This is a genomic window from Thauera phenolivorans (assembly GCF_001696715.1).
Classification (GTDB): domain Bacteria; phylum Pseudomonadota; class Gammaproteobacteria; order Burkholderiales; family Rhodocyclaceae; genus Thauera; species Thauera phenolivorans.
Genome location: NZ_MBFM01000005.1, coordinates 218,307 through 240,315, shown reverse-complemented (window position 1 = coordinate 240,315; position 22,009 = coordinate 218,307). Strand labels below are relative to the sequence as shown.

At 70.1% G+C, this 22,009-nt stretch carries 19 protein-coding genes; 4 read left to right on the top strand and 15 right to left on the bottom strand.

Annotation, left to right across the window (positions count from 1 at the left end):
- Positions 1-227 precede the first annotated feature (227 nt).
- Entirely contained in the window at positions 228-1,199 is a 972-nt protein-coding gene (locus tag BB334_RS14190) for an NAD(P)H-dependent flavin oxidoreductase (RefSeq protein ID WP_068809151.1), read from the top strand.
- On the opposite strand, the gene BB334_RS14185 is transcribed toward BB334_RS14190, so the two are convergent.
- From BB334_RS14185 to BB334_RS14170, 4 genes are read right to left on the bottom strand one after another with little or no spacing between them, the layout of a single operon-like run.
- Positions 1,196-2,329 (bottom strand): CobW family GTP-binding protein, encoded by a 1,134-nt coding sequence (locus BB334_RS14185; RefSeq protein WP_068809150.1) that lies wholly within the window; start codon positions 2,327-2,329, stop codon positions 1,196-1,198. The two genes, BB334_RS14190 and BB334_RS14185, sit on opposite strands and share 4 nt — an antisense overlap.
- Positions 2,330-2,355: 26 nt before the next feature.
- Complete coding sequence (gene adeC, locus BB334_RS14180) at positions 2,356-3,765, bottom strand: AdeC/AdeK/OprM family multidrug efflux complex outer membrane factor (RefSeq protein WP_068809149.1); 1,410 nt, start codon at positions 3,763-3,765, stop codon at positions 2,356-2,358.
- The gene (locus tag BB334_RS14175; RefSeq protein WP_068809148.1) at positions 3,765-6,926 is read right to left on the bottom strand and encodes an efflux RND transporter permease subunit; all 3,162 of its coding nucleotides are present in this window, start codon (positions 6,924-6,926) and stop codon (positions 3,765-3,767) included. Before BB334_RS14175 ends, adeC begins: the two co-directional genes overlap by 1 nt.
- A gap of 11 nt (positions 6,927-6,937) precedes the next feature.
- Positions 6,938-8,131 (bottom strand): efflux RND transporter periplasmic adaptor subunit, encoded by a 1,194-nt coding sequence (locus BB334_RS14170; protein WP_068809147.1) that lies wholly within the window; start codon positions 8,129-8,131, stop codon positions 6,938-6,940.
- Between the two features lie 186 nt (positions 8,132-8,317).
- On the opposite strand from BB334_RS14170, the gene BB334_RS14165 reads away from it, so the two are divergent.
- On the top strand, positions 8,318-8,935 hold the full coding sequence (locus BB334_RS14165) for a TetR/AcrR family transcriptional regulator (protein ID WP_068809146.1): 618 nt from the start codon (positions 8,318-8,320) through the stop codon (positions 8,933-8,935).
- An 11-nt stretch (positions 8,936-8,946) separates the two neighbouring features.
- On the opposite strand, the gene BB334_RS14160 is transcribed toward BB334_RS14165, so the two are convergent.
- The 7 genes from BB334_RS14160 to BB334_RS14130 all read right to left on the bottom strand — a co-directional run bounded on the left by BB334_RS14160 (position 8,947) and on the right by BB334_RS14130 (position 16,890).
- The gene (locus BB334_RS14160) at positions 8,947-9,690 is read right to left on the bottom strand and encodes a YXWGXW repeat-containing protein (RefSeq protein WP_158014416.1); all 744 of its coding nucleotides are present in this window, start codon (positions 9,688-9,690) and stop codon (positions 8,947-8,949) included.
- A gap of 130 nt (positions 9,691-9,820) precedes the next feature.
- Positions 9,821-11,104, bottom strand: a complete 1,284-nt coding sequence (locus BB334_RS14155) for a TRAP transporter large permease (protein WP_068809144.1) — start codon at positions 11,102-11,104, stop codon at positions 9,821-9,823.
- Positions 11,101-11,586, bottom strand: coding sequence for a TRAP transporter small permease (locus BB334_RS14150; RefSeq protein WP_068809143.1), 486 nt, complete (start codon positions 11,584-11,586; stop codon positions 11,101-11,103). Before BB334_RS14150 ends, BB334_RS14155 begins: the two co-directional genes overlap by 4 nt.
- 203 nt (positions 11,587-11,789) lie before the next feature.
- A complete protein-coding gene (locus tag BB334_RS14145) occupies positions 11,790-12,821 on the bottom strand; it encodes a DctP family TRAP transporter solute-binding subunit (protein WP_068809142.1) in 1,032 nt (343 codons plus the stop codon).
- Between the two features lie 81 nt (positions 12,822-12,902).
- Positions 12,903-13,805, bottom strand: a complete 903-nt coding sequence (locus tag BB334_RS14140) for an alpha/beta hydrolase (RefSeq protein WP_068809141.1) — start codon at positions 13,803-13,805, stop codon at positions 12,903-12,905.
- Between the two features lie 10 nt (positions 13,806-13,815).
- Positions 13,816-14,370: a protein disulfide oxidoreductase gene (locus tag BB334_RS14135; RefSeq protein ID WP_068809140.1), complete on the bottom strand. Its 555-nt coding sequence runs from the start codon at positions 14,368-14,370 to the stop codon at positions 13,816-13,818.
- A 93-nt stretch (positions 14,371-14,463) separates the two neighbouring features.
- Positions 14,464-16,890 carry a Lon protease family protein gene (locus tag BB334_RS14130; protein WP_068809139.1) on the bottom strand — a complete coding sequence of 809 codons (2,427 nt, stop codon included), beginning with the start codon at positions 16,888-16,890 and terminating at the stop codon, positions 14,464-14,466.
- A gap of 179 nt (positions 16,891-17,069) precedes the next feature.
- Here BB334_RS14130 and BB334_RS14125 point away from each other — a divergent pair, with 179 nt between their 5' ends.
- Positions 17,070-17,981, top strand: coding sequence for a J domain-containing protein (locus BB334_RS14125; RefSeq protein WP_068809138.1), 912 nt, complete (start codon positions 17,070-17,072; stop codon positions 17,979-17,981).
- Between the two features lie 120 nt (positions 17,982-18,101).
- Here the strand turns inward: BB334_RS14125 and BB334_RS14120 are convergent, their stop codons facing one another.
- Entirely contained in the window at positions 18,102-18,665 is a 564-nt protein-coding gene (locus tag BB334_RS14120) for a phasin family protein (RefSeq protein ID WP_068809137.1), read from the bottom strand.
- Between the two features lie 197 nt (positions 18,666-18,862).
- Here BB334_RS14120 and BB334_RS14115 point away from each other — a divergent pair, with 197 nt between their 5' ends.
- The gene (locus BB334_RS14115; protein ID WP_068809136.1) at positions 18,863-19,534 is read left to right on the top strand and encodes a DsbA family oxidoreductase; all 672 of its coding nucleotides are present in this window, start codon (positions 18,863-18,865) and stop codon (positions 19,532-19,534) included.
- A gap of 9 nt (positions 19,535-19,543) precedes the next feature.
- Here BB334_RS14115 and BB334_RS14110 read toward each other — a convergent pair whose 3' ends face one another.
- The 3 genes from BB334_RS14110 to BB334_RS14100 all read right to left on the bottom strand — a co-directional run.
- Positions 19,544-20,644, bottom strand: a complete 1,101-nt coding sequence (locus BB334_RS14110) for a metal-dependent hydrolase (protein WP_068809135.1) — start codon at positions 20,642-20,644, stop codon at positions 19,544-19,546.
- 95 nt (positions 20,645-20,739) lie between these two features.
- Positions 20,740-20,949: a hypothetical protein gene (locus BB334_RS14105; RefSeq protein WP_068809134.1), complete on the bottom strand. Its 210-nt coding sequence runs from the start codon at positions 20,947-20,949 to the stop codon at positions 20,740-20,742.
- Between the two features lie 101 nt (positions 20,950-21,050).
- The coding region (locus tag BB334_RS14100) for a phospholipase D-like domain-containing protein (protein ID WP_232756744.1) at positions 21,051-22,009 on the bottom strand (959 nt) is incomplete at its 5' end.

Sequence of the window (22,009 nt, the reverse complement as noted above, 5' to 3'; positions counted from 1 at the left end):
GCTTTCCCGGCGATGATGGCCGCGATCGCCCTGGGGGCAGGGCTCCTACAGGGGGGCGTTCGTCGAAGGCACTGTAGGAGCGCACCCCTGTGCGCGATAACGGCGGTCGTCTCGGAGATGACGTCTGCTATCGCTCTTGGCGCAGGCCGCCTACGGTGCCTTCGGCGGAGCGGGTGCGGTAAAGTGGCGTCACCTTACCGTCCCGTGCCGAAGCGCAGAACCGAGCCATGAAAGTCACCGAAAACCTGCTGGCGCGCATGTCGCTGCCGGTCATCGCCTCGCCGATGTTCCTCGTCTCCCACCCGCGGCTGGTCGCGGCGCAATGCAAGAGCGGCATCATCGGCGCCTTTCCGGCGCTCAACGCCCGCCCCGCCGAACTGCTCGACGAGTGGCTGGACGAAATCCGCGACGAGCTCGAGCGCTTCGCCACCGAGCACCCCGGGCAACGGGTGGCGCCCTTCGCGGTCAACCAGATCTGTCACTCCTCCAACGACCGCCTCGCGCGGGACGTGGAGACGTGCGTGCGCCACCGCGTGCCGCTGATCATCACCAGCCTGCAGGTGTCGAAGGACGTGGTCGACGCGGCGCACAGCTACGGTGGCCTGGTGTTCCACGACGTGACCAACATCCGCCATGCGGAGAAGGCGATCGCGCAGGGCGTCGACGGCCTGATCCTGGTGTGCGCGGGCGCCGGTGGCCATGCGGGCACGCTCAGCCCCTTCGCCCTGCTGCCCGAAGTGCGGCGGATCTTCGACGGCCCGGTGGCGCTCGCGGGGGCGATCTCCTCCGGCCGCTCGATCCTCGCCGCGCAGGCGATGGGCGCGGACTTCGCCTACATGGGTACGCGCTTCATCGCCACCGCGGAGGCGGAGGCCCCGCCCGCCTACAAGCAGATGCTGGTCGACACCGCGGCGGACGACATCGTGTACTCCTCGCTGTTCTCCGGCGTGCCGGGCAACTACCTGAAGCCGAGCGTGGCCGCCGCCGGCTACGATCCCGACAAGCTGCCCGCGGCCGACAAGTCGAAGATGGATTTCGGCAGCGGCAGCGGCGGCGATGCCAAGGCGAAGGCGTGGCGCGACATCTGGAGCGCCGGCCAGGGCGTGGGCGCGATCCGCGACGTGCCGACCGTGGCCGAGTGCGTCGCCCGCCTGCGTGCGGAATACGAGGCGGCGCGCCGGGCCTTGTGCGCCGCCTAGGGCTGCGGCGGCACGACGGGCGGCGGAGGGGGCTGCAGCAGGCTGTCGAGCATCGCCCTCACCTTTTCCTCGGGCAGGTCGCGCACGATGAAGACGAGCCGACTGCGGCGGTCGTCGTAGGGCGGACGGTCGGGCCAGGCGGGCAGGCTGGTCGCCGGATAGACGACGTGCTGCACGCATTGCAGCACCCGCGGCAGGGGGTCGCCGGCGACGTTGAGCAGGCCCTTGATGCGCAGGATGCGGGCGCCGTGGATCTGCAGCAGCAGGCCGAGCGCGTCGCTGAAGTCGAACCAGTGCAACGGCTCGTCGAAGCTCAGCACGAAGCTGTGTACGCTGGCGTCGTGGCGGGCGGGCGCCGCCGGAATGGCCACTGCCGGGCGCTTTCCGGGGGTGCGCCAGGCGGGCGGCGCATTCCGTTCGGCGGCACGCGCCTGGGCGGCGCGCACCCGCTCCTCGCCCAGCCAGGCGGCGACGTCGGCGGTCTTGCCGGCGGCATCGTAGAGGCCGCAGCCGAACACCGCGTCGGGTGAGACCTCTCCGCGTGCCACCTCGAACTGCGGCGCGCCCGGGTTGAGCTCGGCGAGACGCTCGGCGAGCGCGGCGCGCGTGGCCGCGTCGGCGAGATCGCATTTGGTGATGAGCAGGCGGTCGGCCATCGCCACCTGGCGCAGCGCCTCGGCATGGGTGCCGAGCTGAGACAGGCCGAGGGTGGCGTCGACCGCGGTGAGCACGCCGTCGCAGCGGTAGCGCTCGGCGATGAAGGCCTCTTCCATCAGGGTGAAGATCACCGGCGCGGGATCGGCCAGCCCGGTGGTCTCGATCAGGATCCGCGCCGGCGCGGGGATCTCGCGCCGCAGCGCGCGCATGAACAGCGACTTGAGCGCCTTCACCAGGTCGCCCTGCACGCTGCAGCAGATGCAGCCGGAGTCGAGCACGACGAGGGCGTCGTCCACCCGATCGACAAGATGGTGGTCTACGCCGACGTCGCCCAACTCGTTGATCAGTACCGCCGCGTTCGCCATTTCGGGCAGGCGCAGCAGGTGGTTGAGCAAGGTCGTCTTGCCCGCGCCGAGGAAGCCGGTGAGCAGCGTCACCGGGATCCGGCGGTCGATCGTCGCGTCCTGCGTCATCGCCCTCTCCGCGCTGCGGCGCGCGCCTACTGCCAGCCACCCCCGAGCGCGCGGTAGAGCGCGACGCGGTTGGCGGCGTCGGCCAGACGCACCGCGATCAGTTCCTGCTCGGCAGCATACAGCGTGCGCTGGGCATCGAGCACCGCCAGGAAACTGTCGATGCCGCCCTTGTAGCGCGCGTCCGAGAGACGATAGGTCTCGCGGCTCGCCGCCATCATGCGCTGGCGGGCGTCGAGACGCTCGGCGAGCGTGGCGCGATCGGCGAGCGCGTCGGCGACCTCGCGGAAGGCGGACTGAATCGACTTCTCGTACTCGGCGACATTGACCTCGCGCTGGATCTCGGCGACGTCGAGGCTGGCGTGCAGGCGGCCGGCCTCGAAGATCGGCAGGCGGATCTGCGGCATGAAGCTCCAGGTGCCCGAGCCGCCGTCGAACAGGCCGTCGAGCGCCGCGCTCGCGGTGCCGGCGGCGCCGGTCAGCGTGATCGCCGGGAAGAAGGCCGCACGCGCGGCGCCGATGCTGGCGTTGGCCGCGCGCAGCTGGCGCTCGGCCTGCAGGATGTCGGGGCGGCGCATCAACACCTCGGAGGGCACGCCGGCGGGCAGCGCCTGCACCGCGGTGAGCGAATCGGTCAGCTTCGCCGGCAGCAGGCGCTCGGGCACCGGCATCCCGGCGAGCAGCGCGAGCGCGTTCTCGTCCTGCGCGACGAGCGCGGCGAACAGCGCGACGTCGCCGCGCGCGCTCTCCATCTGCGTCTCGGCCTGGCGCAGGTCGAGCGCCGACACCGCGCCCGCCTCGAAGCTGCGCCCGATGAGCTCGTACGACTTCCTGCGCGTGTCGTAGGTGTTCTGCGCCAGCGCCATGCGCTCGCGATCGGCGGCGAGCGTCAGCCAGGCGTTCGCCACTTCCGCCACCAGGCTGACCTGGGCGGCGCGACGCGCCTCCTCGGTGCCGAGGTAGAGCTGCAGCGCCTGCTCGTTGAGGCTGCGGATGCGGCCGAAGAAGTCGAGCTCCCAGGCCGACACGCCGAGAGTGGCGCTGTACTGGCGGTTGACCGTCGACTCGCCGGTGGGGCTGAGGTCGGCCGGCAGGCGCTGCGCGCTCTGGCCCCCGCCGGCGCCGACCGCGGGGTAGAGGTCGGCGCGCTGGATGCGGTACTGGGCGCGCGCGCGCTCGATGTTGAGCGCGGCCACGCGCAGGTCGCGGTTGTTGTCGAGGGCGAGCCCGATCAGCTCGCGCAGGCGCTCGTCGGCGAAATAGTCGCCCCAGGCGATGGTGTCGGCGAGCGGCGCCACCGCCGAGGCCTCGGTCGGCACCTCGCCGGGGAAGGTCGCCGGCACCGGCGCCACGGGGCGCTGGTAGTCGGGCGCCATCGTCGAGCAGGCGCCGGTGAGCGCGGCGGCGAGGGTGAGCGCCAGGTTGCGGAGTCGGGTCATCACTTGGCCTCCTGCGGGGCGGGAGCGGGCGTGGCGGCCTTGTCCTGCTTCCTGTTGAACATGCGGATGATCGCCACGTAGAAGAGCGGGATGAAGAAGATGCCGAGCACGGTACTCGCGATGGTGCCGCCGAGCACGCCGGTGCCGATCGCGTTCTGGCTGCCCGAGCCGGCGCCGGTGGCGATCGCCAGCGGCACCACGCCGAGGCCGAACGCCATCGAGGTCATCAGGATCGGGCGCAGTCGCATGCGCACCGCCTCGAGGGTGGCGGTGATCAGGTCCTTGCCCTCCTTCTCCATCAGGTCCTTGGCGAACTCGACGATCAGGATCGCGTTCTTCGACGACAGGCCGACGGTGGCGAGCAGGCCGACCTGGAAATACACGTCGTTCGACAGTCCGCGGCCGGTGGCGGCGAGGATCGCGCCGAGCACGCCGAGCGGCACCACCATCATCACCGCGAAGGGCACCGACCAGCTCTCGTACAGCGCTGCCAGGCAGAGGAACACCACCAGCAGCGAGAGCGCGTACAGCGCCGGCGCCTGCGAGCCGGAACGGCGCTCCTCGTACGAGGTGCCGGTCCATTCATAGCCGATGCCGGCGGGCAGCTGGGCCATGATCTCCTCGACCGCAGCCATCGCGTCGCCCGAGGACAGGCCGGGCGCGGGCTGGCCGAGGAGTTCGATCGCCGGCTGGCCGTTGTAGCGCTCGAGACGCGGCGAACCGAAGGTCCAGCGTGCGGTGGTGAAGGCCGACAGCGGCACCATCTCGCCCTGGTTGTTGCGCACGTACCACTTGTTGAGGTCTTCCGGGCTCATTCGCGCCGACGCCTCGGCCTGCAGGTACACCTTCTTGATGCGGCCGCGGTCGATGAAGTCGTTGATGTAGCTGCCGCCCCAGGCGGTCGACAGGGTCTCGTTGATGTCGCTCACCGACACCCCGAGCGCGCCCGCCTTGGCGTGGTCGATGTCGAGCTCGTACTCGGGCACGTCGTCCTGGCCGTTGGGGCGCACGCCCACCAGGCGCTCGTCCTGCGCGGCGAGGCCGAGGAACTGGTTGCGCGCGGCGGTCAGGGCCTCGTGGCCGAGGCCGGCGCGGTCCTGCATCATGACGTTGAAGCCGCTCGCGGTACCGAGCTCGAGCACCGCCGGCGGCACGAAGGCGAACACCATCGCCTCGCGGATCTGGCTGAATGCGGCCATCGCGCGTCCGGCCACCGACTTCACGTGCTGGTCCGCGTCGGGACGCTCGTCCCATTCGCGCAGATCGACGAAGCCGATGCCGACGTTCTGGCCGGTGCCGCCGAAGCTGAAGCCGGCCACGGTGAACAGCGACTTGACCGACTCCTTCTCGTTCTCGAGGAAGTGGCGCTCGACCTTCTCCAGCACCTCGATGGTGCGCTCCTGGGTGGCGCCCGCAGGCAGGGTGATCTGGGTGAACATCACGCCCTGATCCTCTTCGGGCAGGAAGGAGGTCGGCATGCGCGCGAACAGGATCGCGAGCACGCCCACGATGGCGACGTAGATCACCAGGAAGCGCAGGCTGCGGTGCAGGATCTTGCCCACCGCCGACTCGTAGCGGCGGGTGCCGTTGGCGAACTTGATGTTGAACCAGTGGAAGAAGCGCCCGAACAGGCCGCCTTCGCCGTGCTCGTGGCCCTTCTGCACCGGCTTGAGCATGGTCGCGCACAGCGCCGGGGTGAAAATGATCGCCACCAGCACCGACAGCGCCATCGCCGCCGCGATCGTGATCGAGAACTGGCGGTAGATGACGCCGGTGGAGCCGCCGAAGAACGCCATCGGGATGAACACCGCCGACAGCACGAGGCCGATGCCGACCAGCGCGCCGGTGATCTGGTCCATCGACTTCTTGGTCGCCTCCTTGGGCGAGAGCCCCTCCTCGCTCATGACCCGCTCGACGTTCTCCACCACCACGATCGCGTCGTCGACCAACAGGCCGATCGCCAGCACGAGGCCGAACATGGTCAGGGTGTTGATCGTGAAGCCGAGCGCGGCCATCACGCCGAAGGTGCCGAGCAGCACCACCGGCACCGCGATCGTGGGGATGATCGTGGCGCGGAAGTTCTGCAGGAACAGGTACATCACCAGGAACACCAGGATGACCGCCTCGATCAGGGTCTTGACCACGCCCTCGATCGAGAGCTTGACGAAGGGCGTGGTGTCGAAGGGCACCACGACCTCGAGCCCGGGCGGGAAGTAGGGCTTCATCTCCTCGAGCTTGGCGCGCACCGCGTCGGCGGTCTCGAGCGCGTTCGCGCCCGAGGCGAGCTTGATGCCCATGCCCGAGGCCGGCTTGCCGTTGAAGCGGCTGAGGAAGCCGTAGTTCTCGGTGCCGAGCTCGATGCGGGCGACGTCCTCGAGCTGGACCTCGCCACCCTGGGTCGAGGTGCGCAGCAGGATCTGGCCGAACTGCTCCACCGTCTGCAGCCGGCTCTGCGCGGTGATCGAGGCGGTAAAGCCCTGCCCCGCCACCGCCGGCGTGCCGCCGAGCTGGCCGGCCGACACCTGGGCGTTCTGCGCCATCAGCGCGGCGCGGACGTCGCCCGGGGTGAGGCCGAAATTGGTCAGCTTGGCGGGATCGAGCCAGATCCGCATCGCGTACTGCGAGCCGAACACCTGGACCTCGCCGACGCCGGTGACGCGCGACAGGGTGTCCTGCACGTTGGAGACGAGGAAGTCGGAGAGGTCTTCGCGCGCCATGCTGCCGTCAGCGGAGACGAAGCCGAGCACCATCAGGAAGTTGGCGGTCGACTTGGCCACCTGCACGCCCTGCTGCTGCACCGCCTGCGGCAGCAGCGGCATCGCCAGCTGGAGCTTGTTCTGCACCTGCACCTGGGCGATGTCGGGGTCGGTGCCGGCGTCGAAGGTGAGCGTGATCGAGCCGCGGCCGTAGGAGTCGGAGGACGACTTCATGTACAGCAGGCCGTCGAGGCCGGTCATCTTCTGCTCGATGATCTGGGTGACGGAGTCTTCCACCGTCTTTGCCGAGGCGCCGGGATAGGTGGCGTTGATGACGACGGCGGGCGGCGCGATCGCGGGATACTGCGACACCGGCAGGGTCATGATCGACAGCGCGCCGAACAGCATGATGACGATCGAGATGACCCAGGCGAAAATGGGACGGTCGATGAAGAAACGGGCCATGATGGGCTACCTCACTCGGCCGCGGCGGCGTCTGCGGCGGGGGCGGCCGCGGGCGGCGTGCCCGCGGGCTCGACCTGTACCTGCGCGCCCGGCCTGACCTTCTGCAGCCCGTCGAGGATGACGCGCTCGCCGGCGGCGAGGCCGCCGCTGACCACCCAGTCGGTGCCGAGCGCCTGACCGGTCTCGATGTTGCGGTTCTCGACCTTGTTCTCGGCGTCGACCACCATCACGAAGGGCCTGCCGCGCTGATCGCGGCTCACCGCCGCGTGCGGCACCAGGATGGCAGCGTCATTGACCCCCTGAGCCAGACGGGCGCGGACATACATGCCCGGCAACAGCTCGCCGTCCGGATTGGGGAAGAGCGCGCGCAGGGTGACGCTGCCGGTGGCCTCGTCGACCGTCACCTCGGAGAAGGCCAGCTTGCCCTCGTGCCCGTATTCGCTGCCGTCCTCGAGCACCAGCTTGACCGGCACCGAATCGCCGCCGACGCGGGTGAGGCTGCCGCTCTCGAGCTGGCGGCGGAGGCCGAGCATCTCGGTGCTCGACTGGGTGAGGTCGACATAGATCGGATCGAGCTGCTGCACGGTCGCCAGCGGCGCGGCCTGGTTGGCGGTCACCAGCGCGCCCTGCGTCACCGCCGAGCGGCCGATGCGGCCGGCGATCGGCGCGCTCACGCGGGTGTAGCCGAGGTCGATCTTCGCCCTGTCGAGCGCCGCCTTCGCCGCGCTCACCTCGGCCTGGGCCTGTTTCAGCGCGGCCGCGGCGTCGTCGTTGGCCTGCTTGCTGACCGCCTCGATCTTCACCAGGCCGGCGTAGCGCTCGGCCTTCACCCGGGCCGCGTAGAGGTTGGCCTCGGCGCGCGCCACCGTGGCTTTGGCGCTGTCGTAGGCCGCCTGGTAGGTCGCCGGGTCGATGCGGTAGAGCAGCTCGCCGGTCTTGACCGCGCTGCCTTCGGTGAAGGCGCGCTGCTGGACGATGCCGGTGACCTGGGGGCGCACCTCGGCGATCAGATAGGGCGCGGTCCGCCCGGGCAGCTCGGTCACCAGCGGCACGGACTCGGTCTGCACCTCGAGCACGGTGACCGTCGGCGGGGGCGCGGCCGCCGGCCCGGCGGGCTGCTGCTCGCCGCCGCAGGCGGCCAGAACGAGGACGCTCGCCAGGGCGAGACCCAGCGGGTTGGACAACAGGGAGCCGTTGATCTGCATGAATTGCCTCTCGCGGATTTGAACCGCCATCGGGGATGCAGCCATGGTTGCGGCCGCATCCCCGATGGCAGAAGCGGGTTGTATCGTCCGAACGAACGTTCTAGATTGAACGTTCATTCTATGCTAGCGTTTGTTGCGCCGCAAGATTTTCACTACGCATCACCGACTTCCTTCGCCCCAGAACCGATGTCCGCTCCCTCCTCCCCCGTCGTCGAACAGCCGCGCGCCGAAGCGCGCCGCGAGCAGATCCTGTGCGCCGCGGTCGACTGCTTCCGCCGACACGGTTTCCACGGCGCCAGCATCTCGCTGATCTCCAAGACGGCGGGCATGAGTGCCGGTCATATCTACCACTATTTCGACAACAAGGAAGCGATCATCGAGGCGATCGTCGCGCGCGACCTCGAATACCTGCTCGCGTTGACCGCCGAACTGCGCGCCGCCTGCGACGTGCGCGAAGCGATGGTCGCCCGCGCCGTCGACGGCATCCGGGACAACCTCGATCCGCTCGCTGCCGGGCTCAAGGTCGAGATCGTCGCCGAAGCGGCGCGCAACCCGCAGGTGGCGGAGATCGTACGCCGCGCCGACGAGGCCTGCCGCGCCAGCCTGATCGAAACGCTGCGCCACGTCCGCACGAAGGATGGCCGCGCGGATGACGAGGCCCACCTCGCGATGCTCGCCGAAGCGCTCGCGGCGATGTTCGACGGCCTGCTGGTGCGCGCGATCCGCAACCCCGGCCTCGACCGCAAACGTCTCGGCAGGGTGTTCCAGGCCGCCATCCGCGACCTGCTCGACCAGCCGGCCTGAGCGCTCCCGGCTCAGCCGCCGCCGTCGCGCTCCTGCCGCGGCCACGATGGTCGTGCGCGCGGATCGCCATCGCCACGCTGCGGTCGCGCCTCGCCGGTCGCACGCCCGACACGCGGTTCGCCCCCGGTTGCGCGCCGGCGCGCATCGATGCGCTCGCGAAGCGTGGCGGGATTCGGCCTGCGCTCCCTCGACTGGACCGCCCGGGGCACCGCCGCGCCGGCGTTGTCGCGCATGCGCTCGCCGAAACCGGGGCGCGGCTGCGGCCTGAGCTGCTCGCGACGCTCGGGACGGAGGCGCTCGCGCTGCGCCGCGCGCGGCGGCGTCCTCGACGCCTGGCGCGGCCGAGCGAGTCCCGGCTCGCGGCGCGCGTCGCGATCGCGCGCACTGTCGCGGCGCCGGTCATCCCCCCCGGTCCAACCATGACTGCGGTCACGGTCGCGGCCGCGATCACGCTCGAAGTGCCGCGGCTCCGGATAGGCACGCCGCACCGGCGGGCGGAAATGGCGATGATGCGGCGGCGCCCAGTAGCCGGGCACCCAGTCATGGCGGTAGCCGCTCCAGCGCCAGAAGCCGTCGATCCAGATGTAGCCGGCCAGCGGCGGATAGCCGCGGTACTCGATGCGCGCCGGCGGCGTGACGACGACCACCTCGTCCTCGTAGTAGCCGTCGTCCACCGGCGCGACGACACAGCCGCCGAGCGCGAGCGAGGCGACCAGGAGGAAGCGCCAGGCGCGGGGGTCGGGTTTCGTTTTCATGGCCATGGCCTCATGCGGCCCGCCGGGCTCGCGGGCGGAGCGCGCGGCGGAATCCGCCCACGCCCCGCCACCATAGAGCGGCCGCATGTAGAAGGCTGTTACCTCCGGTAATGACTTGTAAGCTCACCGACTACAGGTAGCCGAGCCGCCCCGGCAGCCACAGCGCGAGCGGCGGGAACACGATCATCAGGGTCAGCCCGGCAGCCATCGCGAGCACCAGCCACACCACCCAGCGGAAGGTCTCTTCCATGCCGATGCCGGCCATGCGCGAGGTGATCATCAGCGAGATCGCCATCGGCGGAGTGAACTGGCCGATCGCGAGGTTGATCGTCATCATCACCCCGAACCACACCAGATCCCAGTCCATCGCGATCGCGATCGGCACCAGCAGTGGCAGCAGGATCAGGAACACCGAGATCGCGTCGAGGAACATGCCGGCGACCAGCAGCAGCAGGTTGATCGAGAGCAGCATCAGCCATTCGCTCGAGTGGAGGCCGACCAGGGTCGCCGCGGCCGCATCGAAGATGCCGAGCGTATTGCCCGCCCAGGCGAACACCGAGGCGATGCCGATGATCATCAGCACCACCGCCGCCAGCTCGCCGGCGTCGATCAGGATGCGGAACAGATCCTTGAGGCCGATCGTGCGATACACGGCCATGCCGACGAAGATGCCGTAGGCGACCGCGATCACCGCGGCCTCGGTCGGGGTGAACAGGCCGGTGCGCAGGCCGCCGAGGATGATCACCGGCGCCATCAGGCCCCAGATCGCGTCGACGAAGGTCCTTCCGAGCGGCGGGCGCTCCGCCTTGTAGTCGCGGCCGAAGCCGTGCCGCCGGCTGATCAGGATCGCCGGCAACAGCAGGCAGGCGGCGGCCACGATACCCGGGAACAGGCCGGCGGCGAACAGCGCCGGCACGGTCGCGGCCGGCACCATCACGCTATACACGATGAAGGCGACCGAGGGTGGGATGACGATCGCGGTCGAGCCCGACGCCGCGATCAGGCCGGCGGAAAAGCCCTTGGGATAGCCGCGCTTGATCATCGACGGCAGCATCACCGCCGCCACCGCCGCGGCGTCGGCCGGACCGGAGCCCGAGATGCCGCCCAGCAGCATCGACACCAGTACCGCCACCACCGCGAGTGAGCCAGTCCATTCGCCGACGATCGCGGTGACGAAGCGCACCAGGCGCACCGCCACCCCGGAACGCTCGAAGATCATGCCGGCGAGGATGAACATCGGGATCGCCAGCAGCGGATACTTGGCGATGCCGGCGTAGATGTTGGTGGGCACCGCGAGCTGGTCGAAGCCGGCCATCGCCAGCACCGCCACGCTCGCCACGCCGAGCGCCACCGCCAGCGGCAGGCCCGCGATCAGCGCGAGCAGGAAGAGGCCGATCAGGGTCGCGCCGATCATGTCCGCCTCCGCAGCCGGGTGGCGATCAGGCGCAGCACCAGCGCCACCGACAGCACCGGCATCCACACCGTGTACCACCACTGCGGCACGCCGAGCGCGGGCGAGGTCTCCTCGAAGCGGTACTGGTCGAAGGTCAGGCGCGCGGCGTAGAAGGCGATGAAGGCGAACAGGCTGGCGGTGACCGCGAACGACAGCCACTCGGCGGCGCGCCGCCAGCGCGGCGGCATGCGGTCGACGAAGAAGCCCACGCGGATGTGGCGGTCGAAGGCGAAGGCCGCGGAAGAGCCGAGGAAGGACACCACGATCAGCAGCGCGATCGAGAACTCCTCGGTGGCGGCGAAGGACTGCGAGGTGAAGTAGCGCGCCAGCACGTTGCCGAAGGTGATCAGTACGATCAGGCCCATCGCGATCCCGTTGAGGATCTGTTCCACGGTAAGGGGCGCGTCGGCCTCGACTGCCGGCGGCAGCGGTTCGGTGCTCATCTTGAAGCTCTTTGTCGTTTGCTCGATGAAAAACGAAACCGGGCAGGCCGCTCGCGGCGCTGCCCGGGGGAAGTGGGGAAAAGCCAGTGGCTCGAGGCCGGCGGCAACGAACGTCATTGCCACGGTCGCAGCGGCGATCGCCGCGTCACCGCCGTAAGCGCGGTGGTCGCTGCATCCCGGCGCGGCGTGCGCGCCAGCCAGGCTCAGCGCGCCGCGATGTCTTCCTCGGCCTGTTTCACCAGCGCGCCGCCGACCTTCTCGGCCCACTCCTTGTAGACCCCGGCGGTGGCCTGACGGAAGGCGTCACGCTCGGCGTCGGTGAGGCTCACGACCTCGACCCCGTTGGCCGCGATCGCCTTCAGCAGACTGTCGTCGTCGGCAGAGATGCCGGCGCGGGCGCGGGCGATCTCCTCCTCGCCCGCCTGCAGCGCCGCCTCGCGCACCGCCTGCTGGTCGGCCGGCGTCCAGCTCTTCCACACCTTCTCGTTGACCACGAAGATCAGCGGATCGGCGACGTAGCCCCACAGCGTCAGGTGCTTCTGGCCGACGGTGTGCAGCTTGGCGGCGTTGAACACCGCGAGCGGGTTCTCCTGGCCGTCGACCGCGCCGGTCGCCATCGCCGGCTGGGCGTCGGCCCAGCTCATCTGCGTGGGGTTGGCGCCGAGCGCGTTGAAGGTGGCGAGGAACAGCGGCGAGCCCACCACGCGCATCTTCATGCCCTTGACGTCGTCCGGCGTGCGGATCGGCTTCTTCGAGTTGGAAACCTCGCGGAAGCCGTTCTCGCCCCAGGCCAGCGGCACCACGTCGCGCTCGGCGAGGATCTCGAACATCTTCGTGCCGACGCGGCCCTGCGTCAGCGCGTCGATCGCCTTGTGGTCCGGCATCAGGAAGGGCAGCGCGAACAGGTTGAGCTCCTTGACCTGCGGCGACCAGTTGATGGTCGAGCCCACCGCCATGTCGATGATGCCCTGGCGCAGCGCGGTGAATTCCTTGGTCTGGTCGCCCGACACCAGCGAGGTGCCTGGATAGACCTTGATCTTGATGCGACCTTCGGTCTTCTCGGCGACCAGGTCGGCCCAGCGCTTGGCACCCCAGCCCCACGGGAAGGCTTCGCCGAGCACGGTGGAGAGCTTGTATTCGTCCTTGTACTGCTGGGCCGAGGCCGGCATCGAGAAGCCGAGCGCGGCCGAGGCGGCGAGGCCGGCGATGAGGGCGGTGAAGCGGCGTTTCTGCATGAGGCGTCTCCGTCGTGTGCGGGTGATTCCGGCGAGCTCGCGCGCTGCGTGCGTTCCGGAGGGTGGGAAGGAGGCCCGATTCTACAAACCAGGGCGCCCCGCGGCCAGCGCGCGATTCAGGAAATCGACCAGCAGCCCCATGTGGTGCTCGAGATCGGCGAAGGACTCGTGATCGCCCGACACTGTCATCCGCTCGACCGGCGTGTCGCCGCGGGCGGCGAAGATCTGCTCAGCCTCCGCGATCGGCACCACCACGTCATCCTCGCCATGCACCAGCAACACCGGACGGCGGATGCGCGAAATGGTGGCGAGCGGCGCGATGTCGTCGAAGCGGTGACCGATGGTCTTCTCGACGTAGCCGAGGATGTAGCGGCCGACCGGCTTCTCCGGGATGCGCTTGGCCGCCAGCCAGCGTCGCATCATCGCCGCCGGGTGCGAGAACGCCGCCACGCTGACCACCGCCGCCACCCGTGGCGTGCGCGAGGCCGCGAACAGCACTGCCCCCGCACCCACCGAGTGGCCGAGCAGTGCGATGCGCTGCGGATCGACCCCGGCACGGCCCGACAGCCAGCCGAAGGCGTGCTCGACGTCCTCGGCGAAGCGTGGCAGCGAGGCGAAGGCATCGTCGTCGCTCGCGCCGTGACAGCGCGCATCGACGAACAGCGCGGCATACCCCGCCTCGTGCAGCGGGCGCGCGAGCCCCAGCATCAGCGCCGCATTGCCGCCCCAGCCGTGCATCACGATCACCGCGGGGCTGAGCGCGGCGGCGTTCGGCGCCGGAATGAACCACGCATGGAGGGTCTTTCCATTCTCGGTGGCGATGCGCAGCGTCTCGAAGCCCAGCCCGAGCACGCCCGGATCGGTGTGGTGCGGCAGACGCGGCGCCGCCAGCCCCTTGCGGATCCCCCAGTGGACCAGCGCCCGCCCGCCGGCGAGCGTGGCGGCGCCGGCGGTGAAGGCGGCGATCAGTCCCGGTGCGCCCATGCGCCGCTCCTCACGAAATCAGGCCCGCCCACCACAGCCGCGCGCGCAGGCCGAAGCCGGTGGTGTAGCCGAGCGACACCGAACGGATGTCGCCATCGGCGTCGAGCACCACCAGCGCAGGCACGCCATGCAGGCCGTAGCGCGACGCCAGGGCGCCGTCGGCGTCGACCACCGTCGGCCAGTCGAGCCCGCGCTCGGCGAGCACGCGTGACACGGTCTCGGCCTCGCCCGACTGCATCGCCACCGTCAGCACCGGCCAGTCGTCGGCGACGCTGTCGACGCTGCCCTCCTGCGCCTTGCAGATCGGACACCAGTCGGCCCAGAAATAGATCGCGGTGGGTCCACCGGGGTGCGCGCCGCGCCAGGCGGCGAGGCTGGTGCGGCCGCCATCGGCGAGCTGCGCCTCGAACGCCGGCGCCGGCCCGGCCGGTACGTCGCGCGCCTGCCACCACTGGATCGCGAGCAGGACGAGCAGGAAGACGCCGATCTCCACCGCCCAGCGGCGCCAGCGCGGCTTTTTCGGGGACGGGACGGGAGCGCTGGAAGCAGGATCTTCAGAGGTCATGGGCGGCGGGCCGTGCTGCGGCCGAAAGTGGATGAAGGAGGAAAGACCCGCCCGCCGCGCAAAAAGATCCTGGCCGCGCGCAACCGGCCCCCACTATCGTCCGGCGTCCGGCCCTGCACCGGCCTGGCGCGGGTGGGCGAATTCCTGGCGTGCGCGGGCGAGTTCGGCGAGGCGCGCGGCGGCACGGCCATTGACCGAACCCGGCGCCATGAGACCGTCGGCATCGGGCGCGCCGGCCGGCTCGCCGGTGAGCAGTTCGATCGCCTCGTCCACGCTGCGTATCGCCCAGATGCGGAAGCGCCCCGCAGACGCCGCTTCACGCACGTCCGCGCGCAGCATCAGGTGGCAGACGTTGGCGGCGGGGATCAGCACGCCCTGCTCGCCGCTCAGTCCGCGTCGGGCGCAGATGTCGAAGAAGCCCTCGATCTTCTCGTTGATGCCGCCAACCGCCTGCACCACACCGAACTGGTTCACCGAGCCGGTGACCGCGAGCCCCTGGCGGATCGGCACCCCCGAGAGCGCCGACAGCAGGGCGACCGCCTCGGCGAGCGAAGCGCTGTCGCCCTCGACGCCGCCATAGGACTGCTCGAACACCAGGCTCGCCTTCAGTGACAGCGGCAGGCGGGCGCCGAAGCGCGCGCTGAGGAAGGCGGAGAGGATCAGCACCCCCTTGGAGTGGATCGGTCCGCCGAGCGCCACCTCGCGCTCGATGTCGACCACCTCGCCCTCGCCCATGCGCACGGTGGCGGTGATCCGCACCGGATGGGCGAAGCTGCTGTCGCCGAGCGCCACCACCGCGAGGCCGTTGATCTGGCCGGTCTGGCTGCCCTCGGTGTCGACCAGCAGCTGGCCGCGCAGGATCTCGCGCTGGAAGCGCTCGCGAATGCGGTCGTGGCGGCGCCGCCGGGCGGCGAGTGCGGTCTCGACTTGCGCCCGCCCGATCCGCGCCGCGCCGGCCGCGGCGGCGAAGTGGTCCGCCTCCTGCAGCAGGTCCTCCAGCGGCCGGGTGCGGGTGCTGAGCTGCTCGGCGTCGCCCGCGAGCCGCGCCGCATGCTCGATCATCCGCGCCACCGCAGGCGCCTCCAGCGGGCGCAGGCCCTCCTGGCGCGCGAGGCCCGCGAGCAGGCGCGCGTAGCTCGCGGTGTTGGCCGGATTGCGCGGCAGCTCGCTCTCGAAGTCGGCGCCGATCTTGAACAGTGCTTCGAACTCGGGGTCGAGCCGGCACAGCAGGTAGTAGACCAGGCGCTCGCCGATCAGCACCACCTTGAGCTCGAGCGGCACCGGCTCGGGCTCGAGCTGCAGCGTGCTCGACAGGCCGATCAGCTCGGCGAGCGACTCGATCCTGACCTCGCCCGCCTGCAGGGTGCGCTTGAGCCCTTCCCACGCGTAGGGCTGGGCGATCACCTTGAGCGCGTCGAGGATCAGGAAGCCGCCGTTGGCGCGTTGCAGCGCCCCGGCGCGGATCAGGGTGAAGTTGCTCACCAGGGTGCCCATGTGCACCATGTGATCGACCCGTCCCACCAGGTTCTGCAGCGTCGGATGGTCCTCGTACACCACCGGCCGGCCCGCCTCGGGTGCGTTCTCCACCAGCAGGTTGATCAGGTAACGCTGCACCGAGATCGTGCCCTTGTAGAGCACCGTCTCGCTGTCCTCGTCGGCACGGCTCGATTCGCGCAGCTGCTCGCCGCTGTCGATGACGTCCTGGGTGACCGCGTCGAGGAAGGCGACCACCGCCGGGAGATCGGCGTAGCGCTCGCGCAGCTCGTCGGTGAGCTGGGTCACGGTGACGCGCAGCGCCTCGCTACCGGCGGCCTTGATGCGCGCCTGCAGCTCGCGACGCCAGCGCGGAAACTCGTTCATCAGCGCGTGCATGCGGTCGTGCAGCTGCTTGATGTGACGGCCGAGCTCCTCCTGGCGCTCCGCGGGCAGCGCCTCGAACTCCTTCGGCGTCAGGGTCCCGTCCTCACCCTTTACCGGCACGAAGGCGAAGCCGTGCGGCGTGCGCAGCAGCGCGACGCCGAGCTCCGAGGCGTCCTGGCCGAGCCGCTGCAGCGCGCGCTCCTCGCGCTCCTTCTCCTCCTGCTGCATCGCCTCGATGCGGGCGCGGTAGTCGTCGCTCTCGAACACCGTGGTGATCGCGGTCATCAGTTCGTCGACGAAACGCTGCATGTCGTCGCGCAGGCGTGCGCCGCGGCCGCAGGGCAGGCGCAGCAGCGCCGGGCGGAAGGGATCGACGAAGTTGTGCACATGACACCAGTCCGCCGGCGGGCTGTCCCTGTGGCGCTCGGTCTCGAGGAGTTGCCGGGTGATCGCGTGGCGGCCGCTGCCGCTGTCGCCGAGGACGAAGAGGTTGTAACCCTTGTGCGGGATATCTAGGCCGAGGCGGAGCGCTTCGAGTGCGCGCGGGTGAATCGCGTCGGCGTCGGGCGGAGCGACCTCCTCGCTGCTGTCGAAACCGAGATCGGCTGGATTGCAGGCGGTGTACAGCGCCTCGGACGAGAGCGGAAGGGGCGAGGACATGGCGGAGCCTGTTGTCGTTGTTGCCGCCAAGCATAGTCCTCCGCCAGGGGCGGGCCAAGCCGCGGGCCGGCCGCACCAAGCGGCGGCGACCTGGCTCGGGTATCCTTGCTGCAGCGCACTATCCGCCGGGCTGCGCCGATCCCGGTGCCACAGCGGTGGCGATTTCCCAGAGAACCCGGATGAAACTGAACGACATCATCTCCCGCATGCGCACCCTGGCCGCCGCGGTCCTCGGGCGCGGGCCGCTCGTCGCCAGCGGGCCGCCGGCGCCCGCAGTCGAGCTGCCGACGGCCGCTGTCGAGTCACGCGCGAGCGAACCCGGACCGCATTCGCGCACCGCCGGGCCGCTGGCCGCCGTGCCAGACCCCGAACTCGAGCCCCTGCTGAGGCGCGCCGCCCAACTGGAAGGCCAGCAGGAGGACCTCGCCGCCCGCCTCGCGGACATGGAAGCGCGTGTGCACGACTTCGAGCGCCGGCAGTACCGGGCGCTGGGTGAGCTGCTCGGCGAATGTCTGCGCCTGCGCCGGGAGTACCTGCGTCTGTTGGCGACGCGCTCGAATGCGGCCACCGATCGCGAGCGGGCGCAGGCGGCCGACGCGGAGTTCGAGGCCTATCGGCAGACGACGGCCGACACCGCCGCACCGCCGCCCGAGCTGGACGAGGAGGCGCAGCACGAACTTCGCCGGCTGTATCGCGCGGCGGTCATGCGCTGCCATCCCGACCGCGTCGGGGAAGCGGAGCGCCAGGCGGCCAACACCGCCTTCCTGCATGTCCAGCAGGCCTACCGTACGCACGATCTCGCCGCCCTGCGTCGGGTGCTCGCCGAGCTCGACGCGCAGTCGGTCCCGGCTGCGCCGATGCCGGCCGCCGATGCCGTGGGCGACCGCCTGCGCCATCGGGTGAGCAGGCTGCAGATCGAGGTCGCCGACCTGATCCTCGCGGTGCAGACGCTTCAGCTCAGCGACCACTACCGCGAGGTCCTGCAGGCCGGCGACGACGACACCGTGTTCCGCAGCGCGCGCGAAAGCTTCGAAGCGGAATGCGCGCAGTTGCGGGCGCAGATCGCGGCGCTCGGGGGCAGCGCGGACTGATCGGCCGCCCCGCCTGCAGTGCGCGCGGGCGGCGCGCAAACGCGAGAACGCCGCCCGGACCAGGTCCGGGCGGCGTTCTCGCGGTGCAGCGTACTTCGATTCAGCGCATGGCGCCTTCGATTACGCAGCCTTCTTGGCGGCAGCCTTCGGGGCGCTGACGGCCTTGACGGCAGCTTCGGTCGCGGCGGTCATGTTGGCTTCGGCGGTCTCGGCGGTCTGCTTCGCAACCTTGGTCACGTTGGCGTACGCGTCGTTGGCGACGGCGATGGCCGACTTGACGGCGGCGAAGGCGGCTTCGGAGCCGGCCGGAGCGGACTTGGCGGCCTTCTCGACGACTTCGTTGATCGACTTGTTCAGCTCGGCGACCTGGGTTTCGACCAGCTTGGCGAATTCCTGCTGGCCTTCGGCGGCGATCTCATACACGCTGCGGCCGTAGGCCACGGCCTTGTCGACCATCGGCTGGGCGAAGCCGGCCTGCAGGTTCAGCGCGGTCTGCGCGTCCTTGGCGGCGAGCAGGGCCTTGGTGTTGGCGACGCTGTCTTCCAGCACCGAACGGGCAGTGTTCAGGTTCAGGGCAACCAGGCGCTCGACACGGGCGAAGTTGGCATTGGTCAGGCCCAGCAGGGTCTCGACGTTGGCCTTCTGGGCGGCGATGAACTGCTCGGGGGCGATGAAGTTGGTCATGATGAATATCCTCGATTGAATGGGATGATAGAAAGGGTGCGCTGCAGGGTGGCGTCCGGCTCTGGCCCGCCTTTGTTGCGTTGCAGCATTGATGCGCATCCTACAGCATCGTTTCGGTGCGTCAAGCATTTTTTTGTGCAATGCGCAAAAAATCCGCTAGCCTTGTCGTCCCTACCCGATCACCGCGCGCCTGCCCCATGATTCTCGACATCGATCTCGTTTCGGATTTCGTTTGCCCGTGGTGCTTTCTGGGCAAGGTCCGCCTGGAAAAGGCGCTCGCCGCGTTGAAGGCCGATCGCCCCGAGGTCGTGCCGCGGATCAACTGGCTGCCCTTCTTCCTGAACCCCGACACGCCGAGCGCCGGCGAACCCTACCGCGGGTTCTTGGAGGCGAAGTTCGGCGGACCGGCGAAGGTGGACGCGCTGCACGCGCAGCTTTCCGAGGCCGCCGCACCCGATGGCGTCCGGTTCGCCTTCGAGCGCATCCGCACCCGCCCCAACACCCTCAAGGCGCACCGCCTGATGTACCGCGCGCAGGCGCTCGGCCAGGCGCCCGAGAAGGTACAGGCGCTCGCCAGCGCGCTGTTCGCCGCCCACTTCCAGGAAGGTCGCGACATCGGCGACAACGAGACGCTGGCCGAGATCGCCGCCGCCTGCGGCGACCGCCGCGACGCGGTGCTCGTCCAGCTCGAGGCCGGCGACGACGACGCCGCCAACGTGCGGCGGATGGCCGAGCAGCTGCGCCGCCAGGGCATCGAGGGGGTGCCCTTCTTCATCTTCAACCGCAAGCTCGCAGTGCCCGGTGCCCAGTCGGTCGCCGTGCTCGGCGCGGCGCTCCTGCAGTCGCTCGAGGCCGCGCCCGCCGACTGAGCGCCGCGCTCAGTCTACGTCGATCCAGCGCCGGCCGCCGCTGACCCGCTCGTACAGCCGCCAGCCGGCGCCGGCCGTCCGCGCCTCGCTGCACAGGCCGTAGCGGAAGGGCAGCTCGTCGCGACCGGGCATCTCGAAGCGCAGATCGCGAAAGCCGGCGCAGACGCGCTCGCTCCCGTTGTCGACATGGTCGAGCAGCGGAAACATCGCGAACCAGCGGTAGAAGGCGAAGTCCTCCGCCGTCCACACGCTGCGCGCCAGCTCGCCCGCGTCGCCCTCGCCGAACTGCGCCTGCACCTCCCAGCGCGTCATCGCCACCGGCTGGTAGGGCGCGGAGAAGCGGCGGATGAAGCTGTCGTCCGGCGCGGCCACCAGCGGCTCGCTGCGACGGGTGTTGATGTGGGCGTAGTGATAGCGCTCGCCGTCGAACACGATCGCCGTCCAGTTGAAGGGCGAGGCCGGGCGCGGCGCGGCGTCCACCGCGACCGCGTCGATGCCGTGCGCGGCGGCGTAGGCGTGCGCGGCCTCGATGGCCTCGCCGCGGCCCACCGCCCCCACGCCCACCCAGCCCGCGAGCGCGACCAGCGCAATCGCGGCCGGCACCCGGCTGTGGCGCCAGAGCACGCTCGCCGCGAGGCCGGCGAGGATGATGCCGGTGAACGGCAGGTCGATGATGAAGGTGGTGCCCAGACCGAAGCGCCGATCGGAAAAGGGCGCGAGGATCATCGTGCCGAACTGGGTGATCAGGTCGCCGGCGATGTGGATCGCCAGCGCGGCGCAGGCCAGCAGATAGAAGGCGCCGAAGCCGTGCCCGGCAAGGGTCGTCCGGTCGCGCGCGAAGAGCCTCGACATCAGCGCCGCCAGCAGCAGGCCCCAGATCGGCAGCAGCACGATCGAATGGGTCACGCCGCGGTGGCCGCGCAGGTAGGCGAGCTCGGAAACGTAACCGAGGATGAAGTCGAGGTCGGGAAAGGTCGCCGCGACGGCGCCGGTCGCCACCGCCTGCCAAGCGGCAGGCGGAACGACGGCGGGCGTGGCGGCGGCGCTCCGGCGCGGCGCCAGCAGACGGCCGACGAGGGCACCGGAGAGGGCGTGGGTGAGCGTATCCATGCGGACTGAGAACACGCCGCCCGCGCTGCGGTTCCGCCGCGCCTATATCTGAGGTGCGTCGCGCGAGACCGACTTCAGCGCGCGCGACGCCGTGTTCAACGGCGGCGGCGCGAGCCGCCCATGCCCGGCGGCACCAGCATCGCCGTCCAGAAGTCGGTCATCATCTTGATGCTCTCGTTCATCATTGCGGTCGCCTGCCGGTTGGCCTCGGCGGTCATGATTCCGCGCGACGCACCGAGCATCGCGTTGAAGCCGCTCAGCCACATGCTCATGAAGGGGTTGCTTTTCATCCAGGGATTGCTCATCGGGTAACCTCGCTACGGCCGGGAGGCCGGATCCGAACCATCATAGACGCACCATGCTGCAGTGCAAGGAAAAAGTCTGCGCGCGGCTGCCCGCGCACGGCTCACAACCAGTACTCGAAACGCCGCGCGAGCCACTCCTTCAGACGAGGGCCGGCAGGGCGCTGCGCCCAGGCGTCGGGATCGACCGCCTCCGCCTGCTCGACGTCGTGCGCGAACAGACGCTCCATCGCGGCGCCGAACTCGCGCCCGAGGATCACCGCATTCACCTCGTCGTTGTGCACGAAGCTGCGCCAGTCGAGATTTGACGAGCCCACGGTCGACCATACGCCGTCGATCACCGCGGTCTTCGCGTGCAGCAGGGCGTCGCGCTTCTCGTGGATCCGTACCCCGGCCAGGAGCAGCTCGTCGTAGTGCGACTGGCCGGCGTGCAGGGTGAGCCACGAGTCGCTGCGCCCGGGCAGCACGAGAACCACCTCGACGCCGCGCTGCGCGGCCCGCGTCAGAGCGGCGAGCATCCCGGGATCGGGGACGAAATAGGCCATGGTGATGTGCACCGAATCGGTCGCGCCTTCGATCGCGCCCAGGAAGGCGCGCCGGAAGCGACCCGAGTCCTCCTCGGCGGTACTCTCGATGACGGCGACCAGGCGCTCGCCCTGTTCCGGCGGCTTCAGCGAGTCGGGGTCGATATCGGGCAGGGCCGCGAGTTCGCCCTCGCAGGCCTGGCGCCGCCAGGTGTCCTGGAAAAGCTCGATGAAGCGGCGCACCGCCGGGCCCTCGATGCGCACATGGGTGTCGCGCCAGCCGTCCTCTTCGGGTGATCTCAGCTTGCTGGCCCGCGACCCGAAAGAGGCGGAGGAGTACACGCTGCTGATATTGACGCCGCCGGTGAAGGCGACGCGGTCGTCGATCGCCAGCAGCTTGCGGTGATCGCGATTGTTGACGCGCAGAATTCCGGTGGCGCGGCGCAGGGGGCTGACCGGATTGAACTCGCAGGCTTCGATGCCGCCTTCGCGCAGCTCGTCGAAGAAGGCGGCCGGAGTGGCGAAGGAGCCGACGCTGT